At 61.1% G+C, this 15,480-nt stretch carries 16 protein-coding genes, 1 tRNA gene and 1 pseudogene; 14 read left to right on the plus strand and 4 right to left on the minus strand.

Going from position 1 to position 15,480, the window contains the following annotated elements:
- The first annotated feature begins 124 nt into the window (after window positions 1-124).
- Window positions 125-200, plus strand: a tRNA-His gene (locus ABH939_RS05590).
- Between the two features lie 296 nt (window positions 201-496).
- Here the strand turns inward: ABH939_RS05590 and ABH939_RS05595 are convergent.
- Window positions 497-1,594, minus strand: coding sequence for a glycerophosphodiester phosphodiesterase family protein (locus ABH939_RS05595; RefSeq protein WP_404649434.1), 1,098 nt, complete (start codon window positions 1,592-1,594; stop codon window positions 497-499).
- A 62-nt stretch (window positions 1,595-1,656) separates the two neighbouring features.
- Complete coding sequence (locus ABH939_RS05600; protein ID WP_404649435.1) at window positions 1,657-2,499, minus strand: PE-PPE domain-containing protein; 843 nt, start codon at window positions 2,497-2,499, stop codon at window positions 1,657-1,659.
- Window positions 2,500-2,606: 107 nt separating this feature from the next.
- On the opposite strand from ABH939_RS05600, the pseudogene ABH939_RS05605 reads away from it, so the two are divergent.
- The 7 genes and pseudogenes from ABH939_RS05605 to ABH939_RS05635 all read left to right on the plus strand — a co-directional run bounded on the left by ABH939_RS05605 (window position 2,607) and on the right by ABH939_RS05635 (window position 7,262).
- Window positions 2,607-3,573: pseudogene (locus ABH939_RS05605) on the plus strand (L-lactate dehydrogenase).
- A gap of 40 nt (window positions 3,574-3,613) precedes the next feature.
- Complete coding sequence (locus tag ABH939_RS05610) at window positions 3,614-4,000, plus strand: phage holin family protein (RefSeq protein WP_003945275.1); 387 nt, start codon at window positions 3,614-3,616, stop codon at window positions 3,998-4,000.
- Window positions 3,997-4,362 (plus strand): VOC family protein, encoded by a 366-nt coding sequence (locus ABH939_RS05615; RefSeq protein WP_269612920.1) that lies wholly within the window; start codon window positions 3,997-3,999, stop codon window positions 4,360-4,362. The genes ABH939_RS05610 and ABH939_RS05615 overlap by 4 nt, the downstream gene beginning before the upstream one ends.
- Window positions 4,363-4,437: 75 nt before the next feature.
- Entirely contained in the window at window positions 4,438-4,914 is a 477-nt protein-coding gene (locus ABH939_RS05620) for an SRPBCC family protein (RefSeq protein WP_007726321.1), read from the plus strand.
- Window positions 4,915-4,946: 32 nt separating this feature from the next.
- Window positions 4,947-6,275: a WS/DGAT domain-containing protein gene (locus ABH939_RS05625; protein WP_030536239.1), complete on the plus strand. Its 1,329-nt coding sequence runs from the start codon at window positions 4,947-4,949 to the stop codon at window positions 6,273-6,275.
- A 20-nt stretch (window positions 6,276-6,295) separates the two neighbouring features.
- Entirely contained in the window at window positions 6,296-6,859 is a 564-nt protein-coding gene (locus tag ABH939_RS05630; RefSeq protein ID WP_003945221.1) for a mismatch-specific DNA-glycosylase, read from the plus strand.
- A gap of 52 nt (window positions 6,860-6,911) precedes the next feature.
- A complete protein-coding gene (locus tag ABH939_RS05635; RefSeq protein WP_058226011.1) occupies window positions 6,912-7,262 on the plus strand; it encodes a hypothetical protein in 351 nt (116 codons plus the stop codon).
- A gap of 60 nt (window positions 7,263-7,322) precedes the next feature.
- On the opposite strand, the gene ABH939_RS05640 is transcribed toward ABH939_RS05635, so the two are convergent.
- On the minus strand, window positions 7,323-9,020 hold the full coding sequence (locus ABH939_RS05640) for a fumarate hydratase (protein WP_007726313.1): 1,698 nt from the start codon (window positions 9,018-9,020) through the stop codon (window positions 7,323-7,325).
- A gap of 114 nt (window positions 9,021-9,134) precedes the next feature.
- A complete protein-coding gene (locus ABH939_RS05645; RefSeq protein ID WP_404649436.1) occupies window positions 9,135-10,256 on the minus strand; it encodes a winged helix DNA-binding domain-containing protein in 1,122 nt (373 codons plus the stop codon).
- A gap of 271 nt (window positions 10,257-10,527) precedes the next feature.
- On the opposite strand from ABH939_RS05645, the gene ABH939_RS05650 reads away from it, so the two are divergent.
- The 6 genes from ABH939_RS05650 (at window position 10,528) to ABH939_RS05675 (ending at window position 15,445) form a co-directional block, all read left to right on the plus strand.
- Window positions 10,528-10,653 carry a hypothetical protein gene (locus tag ABH939_RS05650; protein WP_019744544.1) on the plus strand — a complete coding sequence of 42 codons (126 nt, stop codon included), beginning with the start codon at window positions 10,528-10,530 and terminating at the stop codon, window positions 10,651-10,653.
- Window positions 10,654-10,968: 315 nt separating this feature from the next.
- Window positions 10,969-11,973, plus strand: coding sequence for an alpha/beta hydrolase (locus ABH939_RS05655; RefSeq protein ID WP_404649437.1), 1,005 nt, complete (start codon window positions 10,969-10,971; stop codon window positions 11,971-11,973).
- A complete protein-coding gene (locus ABH939_RS05660) occupies window positions 11,970-12,956 on the plus strand; it encodes an alpha/beta hydrolase family protein (RefSeq protein WP_333823904.1) in 987 nt (328 codons plus the stop codon). The genes ABH939_RS05655 and ABH939_RS05660 overlap by 4 nt, the downstream gene beginning before the upstream one ends.
- An 85-nt stretch (window positions 12,957-13,041) precedes the next feature.
- A complete protein-coding gene (locus ABH939_RS05665; protein ID WP_007726307.1) occupies window positions 13,042-13,521 on the plus strand; it encodes a VOC family protein in 480 nt (159 codons plus the stop codon).
- Window positions 13,522-13,630: 109 nt separating this feature from the next.
- On the plus strand, window positions 13,631-14,593 hold the full coding sequence (locus tag ABH939_RS05670) for an iron-siderophore ABC transporter substrate-binding protein (protein ID WP_232329890.1): 963 nt from the start codon (window positions 13,631-13,633) through the stop codon (window positions 14,591-14,593).
- 153 nt (window positions 14,594-14,746) lie between these two features.
- Window positions 14,747-15,445 carry a CPBP family intramembrane glutamic endopeptidase gene (locus ABH939_RS05675; protein WP_020908494.1) on the plus strand — a complete coding sequence of 233 codons (699 nt, stop codon included), beginning with the start codon at window positions 14,747-14,749 and terminating at the stop codon, window positions 15,443-15,445.
- Window positions 15,446-15,480 lie beyond the last annotated feature (35 nt).

A 15,480-nucleotide genomic window follows, 5' to 3' on the forward strand; every position in this document is an offset into this window, starting at 1 on the left:
GGAAACCGAACTCACAGCGGTGGTCGGTGTAGATCGTCTACTCGAAAATCAGTAGCGCGGAAGAGATGCGGGCCCGTATGGTTCGGCAGAGAAAGATCGCAGTCGAAAAGCACTGCGGGCCATACCTTCTGTAGCTCAATTGGTGAGAGCACCCGACTGTGACTCGGGCGACGGCGGATCGTAACCGCCCAGAGGGACCAGCTCAGATACGGTTGAGGTCGGGCCTCTAGGCGCAGAGGCCGGCGGCCCTTTGCCTGCACAGTTGTCGAACGAGCCTGAGCCGGTATTCCCTGAATCGCCGGACAGCATTCCAGTCGCCGGCCATTTCCGCGTCGGCAAGTAGGTATTCGCAGTTGTCCAGTTGATCCTTCAAAGACATCATCAGAATTCACCTCCGATCACCCGAGCAAGTACCTGTCCAGGATGCGGCCGACGGGACCCCGGGGACATCGGCCGTAGTACCTGTTCAGGTACCTGCTTCGGTGCGCGGTGGAGGCTACTTCTTGACCGCAGGTGCAGGTAGTGGCATGCCTCGCTCGGCCAGAACGGCTCGGAGACGATCGGGGTAGTCGGTGATGATCCCGTCGACACCGAGGTCGATCAGGGCGTGCATGGTGGCGGGATCATCGACGGTCCACGGGATGACCTTCATGCCACGCGCATGTGCGCTCGCGATCATGTCGGCTGTCGGATAGAGGGTGAAACCGGGATCCCCGACCTTTCCGCCCTGCGGAGTTCCTTGGACGGGGGAGTAGGCGGAGGCACCAAAGGTTGCTACCGCCGCGATGCCGTCGCCACCGAAATCATCGATGTCCAGACCGCCGAGCCACGGTGACGCTCCGTCCTTGCCTACCTGGAGAAAGTCGCCGTTTGTGAGCGCAACGACGGGGACACTCGGCGCGAGTTGACGGGTGAGCATGAGCGAGCCCCAGTCGAAGCTCTGAATGGTGACGCTGTCCAACAATCCGGCTGCCCGGATCGTATCGAGGACTACAGAGACGAACTGCTCACGCGGGGCGGTCTCGTGAGGCGCTCCCGCTTCCACCTTGGTCTCGATGTTGAGCTTGATTCCGGGTGCGTTGTACGACTTCACCAGGGCAAGCACTTCTTCGAGCGTCTGCATTTTCGCTCCCGGAACATTCTGCTGTTCAGGGTATCCGGCAAGGGGGAGAGTGCCGCAGTCCATGGTCTTGATCTGCTGCAGGCTCAGCGTGTTGACGAATTTGCCGACGTACGGGAACTCCGGGTCACCCGCAGTTGCGGGCTCGGTGTCGAGGCATTTCTTGTTCGAGATCTTACGATCGTGCGTGACGACAGCGATCCCGTCCTCGGTGATCTGGGTATCGAGTTCCAGTGTGCTGACGCCCATTTCGAGAGCATTGGAGAACGCGGCCAGGCTGCTCTCCGTGTACAGGCCGAGCCCGCCGCGGTGGGCTTGGACGTCGAACGTCGAAACCGGCTGGGGTGCTGAACTACCGAACGAACCGGGCCAGTCGAGACTGCCGGTTGGCGATGCCGAGGCCGGGGTCGCCAGCGCGGCGAGGGGGAGTGCGACGGTCACGGCGGCGCACGACAATATTCTGCTCAGTTGCATGAAAGGAACGTAGAGGTGTCGAATGGCTCACCGGGGTTCGTTAGGTAAACTAACGGTAAAGGTCAGGCCGCGTGAATGCGCTGCTCGACGCCGCTCGCTTGGACCTTCATCCACGACGCCAGAAGCTCACACCCGGTCAGTCCACTGGCGTCGAGAGGTTCGATCGCGTAGCTGATGTGTCTACCGCCGCGAGGGTTCTTCAGCTGAAAGCGGTTCAGGTTCAACTTCGTCGGCAGATAACCAAGTACTTCGAGGAACGCGGTGCGAATACGTCGTAGATCGGTACGCCACTGTTTCGGACTGAAACGAGTCTTCTGCGCATTCTGGAAAGCATTGCTACGAAGTAGTTCCCAGACCTTTCCTGCCCACACGCGTGCCTGCGAGAAGGACATCCAGCGCGTCAAGTCTGCGATGTCGCGAATGTAGCTGTCGTCGCTGGCATTACAGATCATGTCCTGCGGGTGCCCGATCCACTTGACCGGAATCCACGGCTGGATCTCGGGTCCGTCGCCGGCAACTCCGTGTCCCTCACAACCTTCGATCACGCCTGCCGGTTGTTGAGGATCGGAGATCAGTCCGACTCCGATGATGTTGGCGCGGTTCAGCGTCGGAAGAGCCGAGCGGATCACGGTGCATCCCTGTGAGTATCCGATCAGCATGACCGGGCCGTCTGTCTGTGCGATTTCGGCGGTGAGGGCCTTCACACCCATCGCGGTGCTGTGCCGAAAGCTCAGGCCACCGTCGGCGACCGGACCGTACGATGCGGGATAAGCGACCCAGCGAGAATCGAATCGACTGTCGAGTTCGTCTGTGACGGCACTGAGGAGTCCGCGCACACGGGCGCCGTGGTCGCCGACGTGGGATTCGCCGGTGCCGCCAACTGCAAGAACGGTTACCTCAGCCATGTCAGCGATCATCCACGTCGATTCTGAGAGGTCTGCATCCAAACCCTGAGAAGAGACTGGCAATCCGTTGTACTGCGAAATCGTTATCGAGCGAGCACCATTTACCCATGACGACGCCGAATCGTTCATCCAGACGAAAAGTGTCCGTTGTCGGTGCGGGAAGCGTCGGCACCGCAATTGCGTATGCGTGCCTGATACGCGGATCGGCCGACGCGCTCGCCCTCTACGACACCAACAGCGCAAAGGTCCGGGCCGAAGTTCTCGATCTCAACCACGGCACTCAGTTCACACCGCCGTGCACTGTCGACGGAGGCGATGACATCTCGGTCACCGCGGGATCCGACTTGGTCGTCGTCACCGCGGGCGCCAAACAGCATCCCGGTCAGTCGCGGCTCGAACTTGCCGCGGTGAACGTCAAGATCGCGCAGACACTGACCGAACAACTGTTGGCGGTGTCACCGGACGCGGTCCTTACTCTTCGTCACCAACCCGGTCGACGTGGCGACCTACGCAGCGATCCAGGCCGCGGGACCGTCGTACCGCGGCCGAATTTTCGGATCTGGGACCGTGCTGGACACGGCCCGATTGCGATTCCTGCTGGCTACCGAACTCGGAGTCGCGGTGGAGAACGTTCATGCCTTCATCGTGGGCGAGCACGGGGATTCCGAGATTCCGCTCTGGTCGAGCGCAACCATCGGCGGAGTGCCGGCAACCTCGTTCGTGGGACCGTCGGGTGGCGTCCTCGGCCCCGACCTACGCGCGAAAGTAGCGAAGTCTGTAGTCGAGAGTGCTTACGAGATCATCGAGGGTAAGGGTGCGACCAACCTCGCCATCGGATTGTCGAGCGCATTCATCGCGGAAGTCGTGTTGCGGGACGAACAACGGGTTCTGCCGGTGTCGACTTTGCAGAGCGGCGTCCACGGACTCGAGCACGTTTGCCTGTCCCTTCCCACGATGGTTGGTCGTGCTGGTGCCGGCCGAGTCCTCGAAGTGCCGCTATCGGAAAAGGAGGCTTCGGGGCTCCGATCTTCTGCCCGGACATTGCGAGAGGTGCAGGAATCTCTGGGATTGTGAATATCTGTTCTCCTTGATATCCGACATATAGGATCAACAAATGATCAGCTTCCTGATTCGCGCCGCGATCTTCCTGGGTTCTGCCGCTGTCGGGCTTCTAGTTGCGTCGTTGATTCTTTCGGGCTTCTCGGCGCCCACATCCGGATTCATCGTTGCGGTCGTGATCTTTGCGATTGCGCAGTCGGTCCTGGCGCCGTTCATCGCCACGGTGGCAAAGCGCCATGCACCGGCATTTCTCGGCGGAATCGGATTGGTGTCGACATTTGTCGCGCTGTTGGTGGCGTCGCTCTTCTCCAATCTGTCGATCTCCGGTGTCTCGACGTGGATTCTGGGAACCGTCGTCGTGTGGCTTGTAACCGCCGTTGCGACGTTGGTTCTTCCGTTGTTGTTCGTGCGTAAGAAAGTTCAGGAGAAGAAGGCACAGTGACGCGCCCGAACATCGGCATGGACTACACAGTCCTGGACTGCCCGGATCCGGCTGCATTGGCCAACTTCTACGTCCAGGTCCTCGAGTGGAAAAGTGTTCGCGACGAGGATGATTGGCACGTGATCGAAGGGCCCGGCGGGGGGCGGCTCGCATTTCAGCTCGCTCCGGATTTTGTTCCGGTGGACTGGCCGACCTCCGGTGTCGGGATCCATCTGGATCTGTTCGTGGATTCTCTCGACCCCGCCGAGGCTTGGGTGACGAACCTTGGAGCGCAGCGGGTGACCGACATTCCGGAGCATCAGACTTTCCGCGTGTACCGCGACCCGGTCGGTCACTATTTCTGCCTGTGCCTGCGGGACTGAGTGTCGACTCGCTCCGATCTCGTCGACCGTGGATAATTCCGAACACTTGTCACGCCCGAGAATTGGAGATCGACGATGGCTTCGCAGAATTCCAACGAATTCCTGGTAGAACGTACGACGATCGTCAAGGCAGAAGCACCGGTCGTCTTCGCGTTGATCAACGATTTCCATCAGTGGACTCAGTGGTCGCCGTGGGAAGGTCTCGACCCGGCGATGCAGCGTACGTACGCGGGGCCTGACGCGGGCGTCGGGGCTTCGTACGCCTGGGCGGGAAACAAGAAGGCGGGCTCCGGTTCGATGGTGATCACCGAATCCGTCCCGAATGAACGAGTAGTTTTGGACCTGGCCTTCCTCAAGCCGTTCAAGGCGCAGAACGTCACCACGTTTCTCATCTCGCCGAATTCCGGTGAAGTTCAGGTGACGTGGAAGATGACCGGAAAGAAGAATCTGTTCTTCAAGATTTTCGGTTTCATCTTCAGCATGGACAAGCTTGTCGGAAAGGATTTCGAGAAGGGCCTGTCCCAGCTGAAAGCTGCTGCAGAAAAGAGCTGACAAGCCGGTGGTACCGTCTCCCGGTGTTACGGATGACGCCCACCGATGCCCAAACCTTCTGGATTTCGGAGAAGATCCCGAACGATCAGCTGCTGCTCTACTGTTTCGACGGGCAGAGCCAGCACATGGACGAGCTACGACGCTCGGTGGTGGAAAGAGCGTCGCTCATTCCGGATCTCAATGTTCGGATTCGTGAATCGCCGTGGCACCTCGACTATCCGGTGTGGGAGCCCATGCCGGTCGACGCCTCCTTGGTGAGAGTGCATGAGCTGCCCGAAAACTCGTGGCTCTCGTGCATTCACGGAATCGAGAAACTACTCGAGAACCACGTCGACCCGCGCGAGTCCCCGTGGACGCTGCACCTGTTTCACGGCGTCACCGGCGTGCCGCGCTGCAGTGGCCCGGCGCTGATCGCAGTTCTGCAGGTCGCTCATTCTCTGGCGGACGGCAAACGCGCGTCAGCGATTGCTCGCCAGCTGTTCTCGCCGCAACCGCCCGCGAAGCAGAAGACGGACGTGCGGCGTAGCGGATCAGCCGAGATTCTGGGCCGCGCCGCCCTGCGCCTTCCGGGCCAACTTGTTTCGCTGTTCCGCGACGGCCGGGCGGGGCACCGCGCGCAGTTACAGCTGCAGGCGGACACCGAATCGGGAGTTGTTGCGCCGCAGGCGGCGAGCCGTCCGAAGGTGCGCTCGAACATCCCTCCCGGACCGCACCGACTGGTGCGCATGGTCGTGCGGGACAGCGCCGATTTCCGTGGCGACGGCGTATCCGTCACAGTCGGAGCGATGACAGCCATCTCGGTAGCGATGGCGAACTACCTCACCGAGCGAGACGGCTCGGTACCGCCCGAATTGGGAGCTGAGGTGACCATCGCCAAGGCAGGTACACCCACGGCGCGCAATCACTTCCGCAATGCAGGTGTCGGGCTGTTCCCGGAAGTCGATGATCTTCGTGAGCGAGCCCAATTGATCAGGGAGTCGATGGACGAGCGTCGCGCACGTGCGTCCCATCCATCCAGCGCAGCGTCGGATCTCGCGCTGAACGCGGTTCCCGGCCCGCTGGTCCGTTGGGGCGTGCAGCAATACGATTTCACGGCAGTACCCGACGAGGTCACTGGAAACACCGTGGTGTCGAGTGTCGCGCGCGGTGACGCGGATCTGGTGCTCGGAGGCGGCGTCGTTCGGTTCACAGCGGGCTTCCCGAGTTTGTCGCCGGTCATGTCGTTGACCCACGGCGTACACGGGATCGGGGACACTGTGACTATCAGCATCACCAGCAGTCCGGCCTCGATTCCGGACATCGATGTGTACGAGCAGATGATGCACGACGCGATCGACGAGGTGCGCGAAGCGCTGTCGTGACGGCCTGATGTACTGGCTGCATGGGATTCACGCGCGCCGAACTGGAATCGTTCAGAGACGCCGAGATCGAGGATCTGATCGGGCCGGATTGCCGGCTGTTGTTCGTCGGTATCAATCCGGGACTGTGGACGGCGGCGACCGGCGCGCATTTCGCCAGACCGGGTAATCGGTTCTATCCGGCACTGCTGCGGGCAGGCATCATCGAGCATGCGATCGATCCTTCCGCGGGTATGTCGGACGCTGACACACAGCATCTGATCGATCGGGGAGTGGGCATCACCAATTTGGCGGTGCGGGCAACTGCGCGCGCCGATGAATTGACGTCGGAGGAACTCGCAACTGGCGGAGTTCGGGTCCGAAACATCGTGCGCGCAACCAATCCAGTAGTCGTTGCCTTCGCCGGGATCACCGCCTATCGAACAGCTTTCGGTGACAAGAAGGCGAAGGCCGGGCGTCAGGACCGTGATTTCGAGGGGGCAAAACTGTGGATCGTGCCCAATCCCAGTGGTCTCAACGCACACGAGACGGTGGACACCTTGGCAGCGAAATATCGTTCCGCCGCATCCGAAGCCGGAATTCTCTGAGAGAAGTCGCAGTTCCGTTCGGCCAGAACAAGGTACAAGTTAAAGTGCTTGTATGTCTGTTCTATACAACGTCTTTGTAGTGATTCACCTACTCGGCATGGCTGCCCTGGTCGGTAGCTACTTCACCGTCCTCAAGGCTCCTTCGATCACCGAGGTCATGGTGTGGGGTGCCAGGATGCAGTTCGTGTCCGGCCTGATCATCGTCGGGTTGGGCGAAGGCGCCCTGGACAAGAACTACATTCACGCGAAAATCGCTGTGAAGTTGGTGCTTTCGCTGGTCATCGTGGCGCTTGCCGAGATCACCCGGGCGAAGCAGAAGAAGGACCAGCCCAATCCGAATCTGGTGCACGTCGTCGGCGGGTTGTCGATCGTGACCGTATTCGTGGCCGCGCTCTGGACCTGACAAAGACACAAAAGAGCCCCGGCGATCGAAACTCGCCGGGGCTCTTTGCTGTTGACGTGTCTACAGACCCGGACGCTTGCCGATCGTCAGGGTCACTTCACCGGTGTGCGCAAAGAAGTCGTTGCCCTTGTCGTCGACGACGATGAAGGCGGGGAAGTCCTCGACGTCGATCTTCCAGACGGCTTCCATTCCCAGTTCGGCGTACTCGAGGATGTCGACCTTCTTGATGCAGTCGAGCGCCAGGCGAGCGGCCGGTCCACCGATCGACCCGAGGTAGAAACCGCCGTGCGAGTTGCAGGCGTCGGTGACCTGCTTGGAGCGGTTTCCCTTGGCCAGCATGATCATCGAGCCACCGGCGGCCTGGAACTGCTCGACGTACGAGTCCATACGGCCGGCCGTGGTCGGGCCGAACGAGCCGGACGCCATGCCGTCGGGCGTCTTGGCGGGGCCGGCGTAGTACACCGGGTGATCCTTGAGATACTGCGGCATCTCTTCGCCTGCGTCGAGGCGTTCCTTGATCTTGGCGTGCGCGATGTCGCGTGCCACGACGAGCGGACCGGTCAAGGAGAGACGAGTCTTCACCGGGTGCTTGGAGAGCTCGGCCAGGATCTCCGACATCGGCTTGGTCAGATCGATCTTGACCGCAGCGCCCTTGCCGGTACCCGAAATGCCATCCGTCTCTTCGTCGAGCTGAGCGTCCGTGACCTCGGGCAGGAAACGGCCCGGGTTGAATTCGAGCTGTTCCAGGAACACGCCCTCCGGGGTGATCTTGGCCTTCGCCTGTCGATCTGCCGAGCAGGACACCGCAATGGCGACGGGCAACGAAGCGCCGTGGCGGGGGAGTCGGACGACGCGGACGTCGTGGCAGAAGTACTTACCGCCGAACTGTGCGCCGATGCCGATCTTCTGCGTGAGCTCGAAGACCTTCTTCTCGAGTTCGTGATCGCGGAAGCCGCGGCCCGTGATGGCGCCTTCGGTGGGCAATTCGTCGAGGTAGTGCGCGGACGCGTACTTGGCCGTCTTCATCGCGAACTCGGCCGAGGTACCGCCGACGACGATCGCGAGGTGGTACGGCGGGCAGGCCGCGGTGCCGAGTGAGCGGATCTTCGCCTCGAGGAACTGCATCATCGAGTCGGGGTTCAGGATCGCTTTGGTTTCCTGGTACAGGTAGGACTTGTTGGCGCTTCCGCCGCCCTTGGCCATGAAGAGGAACTTGTACGAGTTCTCATGTCCGGCAGCAGTATCGGCGTACAGCTCGATCTGCGCGGGCAAGTTGTTGCCAGTGTTCTTCTCGTCCCACATCGTGATGGGGGCGTTCTGCGAGTAGCGCAGGTTCAGACGCGTGTAGGCGTCGTAGACACCGCGGGCAATGGACTTCTCGTCGTCGCCGGGGGTGAGCACATGCTGTCCACGCTTGCCCATGACGATGGCGGTTCCGGTGTCCTGGCACATCGGCAGAACGCCGGCAGCGGCGATATTGGCGTTCTTGAGCAGATCGAGCGCGACGAACTTGTCGTTGTTCGACGCTTCGGGATCGTCGAGGATGCTCGCGAGTTGCGTCAGGTGATCCGTGCGCAGGTAATGAGAGATGTCGTGCAGCGCCGTTTCAGTCAGCAAGCGCATCGCTTCCGGCTCGACCTGCAGGAAGGTGCGGCCGTCCGGTCCCTCGACTGTCGACACCCCTTCGGTGGTGAGCAATCGGTACTCGGTGGTGTCATCACCGATCGGCAACAGGTCCTCATAGAGGAAGTCGGCCATCATCTCTCCTGAACAAGGGTGCGTGCGAAGGTCGCATTCAGGTTATCGTTGGGGGTTTCCTTCTCCGAATCGGGGCGGGTGTGAGCTGGAATTATCCGGATGCCACTGGCTCGATCAAGATACTTCGACCAGTTCGGAGAGCTCGACGCCGCGAAATTCGGCAAGTATTTCGGCCTGCTCGGCCACTGCTGCGCGGGCCGATCGTGACCACGTTCCCCACGGGGTGATCGCGACCTTCAGCTTCTTTCCGGATGCTCGTGGTCGCCACAATCCGGTGATCGTGCCACCGACCACCACCGTGCCCGGTCGCCCGAGGGTCGGCCACACCGTCTTCTGGGCGGTCGGATCGGGAACCAGGGTCTCCCGATCCTTGAGCTGTACATACGGATCGAAAGGCCCGAGCAAGCGCGTACTCGAATCGCTGGGGGAGCCGAACAAGTCTTCGCGGTCCTGTTCGAGAATCCACCGCTTCTCGCCGTTCACCTCGATCTCCTCGGCATCGACTGGCCAGTGGGCTTTGACGTCCCTGACCGGAGCATCGAGAAACGACGCGACGTGAGCAGGAGTCGCGGGGCCGTAGAACCGCAGATAACCCCGGATCACGTCGAAGCGGGAATCTGCGTCTGCGCCCGTGGCGCTGAATGGGCGTCGGCGCCAACCCGGAATGCGTTCGAGCACTGGGGGAGATGTGTCCGGCTGTAGCTCGAGGCCTGCCTGGAGTGCCGCGAGCCGGAACGGCATCTCGTACAGATGAGTGGCATTGCACGGGCGGCAGAATCTCAGATAGGGCTCGGTGACCCGCGTGGTCAATTGCGCGGACATCTCGCCCTTGACGGTTGGTTTCGAGACGATGTCCCGCATCGCAGCAGCAACTGTTTGCAGGGCAGTCAGCGTCGGGATGCCGGCGGCCTTCAGGGGCCGATTCGCGTCGTAAATGCGCTTGGCTGCATCGGCTTCGCTGAACGGCGACGTGGCGGCGGCGACGGCAGGCAGGTCGCCCCGACGGTAATAGTGGGGGGCTCCGCGCAACGTCCAGGCAAGAGCGAGCTCAGTGGCGTCGACGCGGACGCCGCGGATCCGCAGGGCCCAGGCGGCTCCGTCAGGTCCGGTGTTCTGAATCCCGAGATCGAGAATGCTGCAATCGCTGTGATCGGCGTCACCGACAACCGCGCGGTCGAGTTGATGGCGGTGCCACCGGAAATTAGCTACCTGCGTGAGTGAGGTTGCGCTAGACATGATTTCAGTTTACTGGTGGGTAACCGCAGGATTTGGGGCGGTTGATCAATGCGGCGACAGAATTGGTCAAATTCGACCGATTGGCCGGAATTTTTTCAGTAGCAGACCTTATTAGTCGAAATAATGACCCCATTGTCGGAATCCTTTGCCAACTGGTCGTTCGTATGATTACTGTTACCCACGTCACGGATACATTACAGATGTGACGCAGCTGTCACAGCACTGTCGGGTGCTTTTGGCAGCTGACCTCTGACCTCTCAAGGAGATTCACATGGGTTCAATGGAAGGAATTCTCGGCGCTGTTGTTCAGGGCCTGGGATCACTGTTCAGCGCTGACGGTCTGCTCAAGACCTTCATGGGATCGGTAGAGACCATCTCCAAGGACCCCACCCCCTAATTCAGCGCGACATTGCCACGCCCGCTCCGGGTGTAGTTACTTCAATTTCGACAAACTGCAGGAGGAAACTCATGGGATCTCTCGGTGAAGCCATCGGAAGCGTCAACAACCTCGGTCAGCGTCTCGTCGACGCACTGACCACGCTCAGCGGCGGCACGGTTACGCCCAAGTAAGCGTCGTCTGACGAGAAAGGCTCACGCACTCGGTGCGTGAGCCTTTCCGTGTCGACCGGATCGAGTATTTCCGATCACGTCGGGTTTGCCTGTTTCAGGCGGTACCGTTCGAAAGGTTCCGCTGCGGAAGAGAGTGACCCGGATGATCGAGACTCGTGCGTTACGAACGGTTTTCCGTGTCTTCGTGGCGTTGGCCACGGCAGTGTGTGGGCTCCAGCTCCTCACCGCACCGGGTCACGCTCAGTCGGCGGACAGCAGGCTGGTCGACATCTCGGTGTACTCACAGTCGATGGGGCGCGACATTCCGTTGCAGGTCTTGCGGCCGGCTGATACTTCGACGCCTGCTCCGACGCTCTACCTACTCAACGGAGTAGACGGAGGAAAAGACGACGCGACGTGGTCGGTGCGGACCGACGCACCGAAGTTCTTCGCGGACAAGCATGTCAACGTGGTCACCCCTCTCAGTGGGGCATTCAGCTATTACACCGATTGGGAGCGGCCGGACCCCGGCCTCGCGAAATCCGGCAACAACAACGGGGTCAACATGTGGACCACGTTCCTGACGGAAGAACTACCGCCAGTCATTGATTCGACGTTCGGGACGACCGGCGAGAACGCACTGGCAGGCCTGTCGATGGCAGGCACGTCGGTACTGGATCTGGCTATGGCGGCGCCCGCGCTGTACAACAGTGTCGGGTCCTTCAGCGGGTGCGCGATGACGAGTCCGGGCATCGGGCAGGACTTCGTGAAACTCGTGGTCGCCGTCGGTGGGGGTGACGCGGAAAACATGTGGGGTCCGTACGATGGTCCGGGTTGGCCGGCTCACGATCCGGTTGTCAACGCGGACAAGCTACCTCGGATCCCGATGTACATCACAACCGCAACCGGAATTCCGGGTCCGTACGACACACTTGCCGATCCGCGGATCGACAACGACGTCACAGATTTGGCGTTGCAGCTTGTTCTCGGTGGCGGAATCGAGGCGGCAACTCACTACTGCACCACCCAGCTTGCGGACAGGACGAACGCATTGGGTATGAACAACATTCGCTACAACTTCAAGCCGGCAGGAACGCATTCATGGGGATACTGGGAAGACGACTTACACGACTCGTGGCCGATGATCGCCGCGTCGCTCGGCGTGTGAGGCCCCATCGAGCAAGCCTTCGAAGCGTCGTTCTCGTCGGCGCGCTCGCCTTGATTTCACTACTTGCGTTGCCCTCGACCGTGCTCGCCGACGAGACCCCGAAGATAACGAGTGTCACCGAACTGTCTTCGCGCTTGGTTCTTCTCGACGTCGCGAGTCCCGCCATGGGGCGCACCATGCAGGTGAAAGTGCTGCTTCCTGCCGACCGCTCGGAACCGCGCGGGACGCTGTATCTCCTGGACGGCAATTCCGGGCAGATCGAAGAGAACAACTGGCTGGCTCCGGCTAACGGCGATATCGTCCCGTTCTTTGCCGACAGAAACGTGAACGTCGTACTCCCCATCGGTGGAACCGGCACCATGTACACCGATTGGCAGGAAGACCACCCGAAATTCGGTCGTCTGAAGTGGGAGACGTTCCTGACGAAAGAGCTTCCCCCACTGATCGACACGAGGTTCGCCACCAACGGGCACAACGCAATCGGCGGGATTTCGATGGGCGCAGAAGCCGCGCTGATCCTGGCCCAGCGCTCAGCCGGGTTGTACGACGCGGTCGCCGGCTACAGCGGCTGCTACACAACTGTCGGGGGATTCGGCAAGGCGTTGACCGATCTTGTGGTGATCAACGGAAATGCCCGTTCGGAGCAGATGTGGGGTCCGGCCGGCAGTGAGGCTTGGCAAGAGCACGACATCTTCGCCAATGCCGACAAGCTGCGCGGCACCAAGGTGTATCTCGCCTCGGGATCGGGACTACCAGGTCCGCACGAAACTCTCGATACTCCTGCCCTGGGCCGGGTATTGGTCGTTGGCGGGGTCATGGAACTGGGATCGAACCTGTGCACCGACCAGATCACGCAGGTGTTGCGCGATCGCGGAGTTGATGTCACCCGCAGCGCTCAACCGGTGGGGACGCACGGTTGGCCGTACTGGCGCGACGAACTCGTTCGCTCCTGGCCGATGCTCGACTCTGCGTTGTCCGCTTGAGTAATTCCTTGCGATGAGTTTCCGCTTCGGGCCGGGTCTATAACCCTGTACACCTGATTCGTAACCTCGTCGACAAGGACAGAACATGCCTTCCATCACTCCCTGTTTGTGGTTCGACAACCAAGCAGAAGAAGCAGCGAACTTCTACATCTCGGTGTTCGGTTCCGGGCAGATCCTGGGAATCGAACGGTACGTCGAGGGATCGCCTTCCGGAATGCCTGCGGGATCGGTGATGACCGTCAGCTTCGAGCTCGGCGGTCAGCGATTCACCGGATTGAACGGCGGGCCGATGTTCACGTTCTCGGAAGCAGTGTCTTTCGAGATTCCGTGCGTCGATCAGGCTGAGGTCGATCACTACTGGTCCAGGCTGACCGAGGGTGGGGAAGAGGGCCCGTGCGGATGGGCCAAGGACAAGTTCGGATTGTCCTGGCAGGTAGTCCCGAATCGTCTTCTCGAACTGATGAAGGATCCGGATCGGGCCAAGGCGCAACGCGCCACGGACGCGATGATGAAGATGAAGAAGATCGACATCGCGGAGCTCGAACGGGCCGCAGACGCGTCCTGAACACGATCTGGCCGATGGGCGACAGCCTTCGTTAGCTGATGCTAGCCTTCCCTAATTCTCGCTGAGCGTTGGAGGAGTGCTGGTAACCATGCGAATCAAAGTCTCTCGAATGAAGATTGCAGTCACCGCCTTGGCAGCCTCGCTCGCCGTCGCCGGACTTGCCGGCTGCAGCAGCGACAGCGCTGACGCACCCGCGGAGGCGGGAGCAACCGTCTCGACCATGTTCGGTGACGTCGAGGTCCCGGCCAACCCGGAGCGCGTCGTCGCGCTTGGTTGGTCGGACGCCGAGACGGCACTCGCTCTGGGCACTCAACCAGTGGGCGTCGCGGACTGGATGGCGTTCGGTGGCAAGGGCGTCGGACCCTGGATTGCGGACGAGTTCACCACGGACCCGAAGATCCTCGGAACCATGGACCTGAGCATCGAGGACGTCATTGCTCTCGACCCGGACCTGATTCTGTGGACGAGAAGCGACAACACGCAGGCCACCTACGACAAGCTCAGCGCCATCGCGCCGACGGTCGGGCCGCCGCCGGGTCTGTCCACTGCGTACGGGACGACGGTCGAGCAGCAGACCGAACTCGTCGCGAAGGCTCTCGGCAAGGAAGCAGAAGGAAAGGCGCTACTGTCCGGCCTCGACGCCAAGTTCGACGCTGCAATTGCCGCCAATCCGAGTTTTGCGGGTAAGACAGCGGCCGTCGGCGCCTACAGTACCGACGGTTACGGCGCGTACGTACCCGGCGACGCACGCGCAGACTTCATGACCCGCCTCGGCTTCACGATCCCGACGGCGATCACCGAAAAAGCCACCGGAAACTTCTACATCCCGGTCGCCAACGAGAACCTGAACCTGTTCGACGCGGATCTCACGGTTCTGTTTCCGATCTTCCTCGACAGCAGTGCGTTTGCGAACGATCCGCTGCTGCGCGCAATCCCGTCGGCCCAGGAGGGACATCTGTTGATCCTCGATGACCCGGCACTCGTCAATGCGTTCTCGAGTGGCTCGGTACCGGGGTTGACCTACGCGATCGACAACGCCGTTCCGAAGTTTGCGAGCACGCTCGGCGCCTGATCAGAGCTGTTTCGGGACCTGCCCGTCACTGTGAGCGTGTTCGCAAACAGTGGCGGGCAGTTCTCGTGCGCCGGTACACTGGACAAAGTGAACTTTCAGCTAACGAGCGGCGGCCCAGTGGAGATCGAAGCGACCGCTCCTCGTTTTCCGCGGATGCATGCATACGTGGATATCGCTGTTGTGATCGTGGTGCTGGTGGGAACCAATCTGATCGCGCATTTCACCACCGCCTGGGCAAGCATCGCGACGGTACCCATCTCTGCTCTCGTCCTGTTGGCGCTCACCAAGCGCCGGGGAATGGGTTGGGCGGAATTGGGGCTGTCCCCTCGCGATCTCCGACGGGGTTCGAAGTACGCCCTTGCCGCCGTCGGCCTGGTCCTGACCGTTGTCGCCGTCGGCGCGTTGCTTCCGCTCACACGCCCCTTCTTCATGGCGGATCGCTACGCCACAATTTCCGGCGCGATCATCGCGTCGATGATCGTGATCCCGCTGCAGACCGTCATTCCCGAAGAGTTGGCTTTCCGTGGCGTCCTGCACGGCACGTTGAACCGGGTCAGTGGATTCCGCGGCGTCGCCGCTGCCGGTTCTCTGATGTTCGGACTGTGGCACATCGCGTCGTCGATGGGTTTGACCAGTGGTAACGAAGGGCTGTCCGGCTTTCTCGGTACCGGAGTCGTCGGCCAGGTCGCCGGCATCCTCGGAGCTGTTCTCGCCACCGCTGCGGCCGGTCTCGTATTCACCTGGCTTCGTCATCGCAGCGGCAGCCTCATTGCGCCGATTGCTCTGCATTGGTCGTTGAACGGTGCAGGTGCGCTGGCTGCGGCTCTTGTTTGGCATGCAACTCTTGCTTGATCCCAATATCTGACAAAAAGGACAGCATTCGCCGC

Origin of the sequence: Rhodococcus sp. 27YEA6 (assembly GCF_044908235.1) — a bacterium.
Lineage (GTDB): Bacteria > Actinomycetota > Actinomycetes > Mycobacteriales > Mycobacteriaceae > Rhodococcus_F > Rhodococcus_F qingshengii.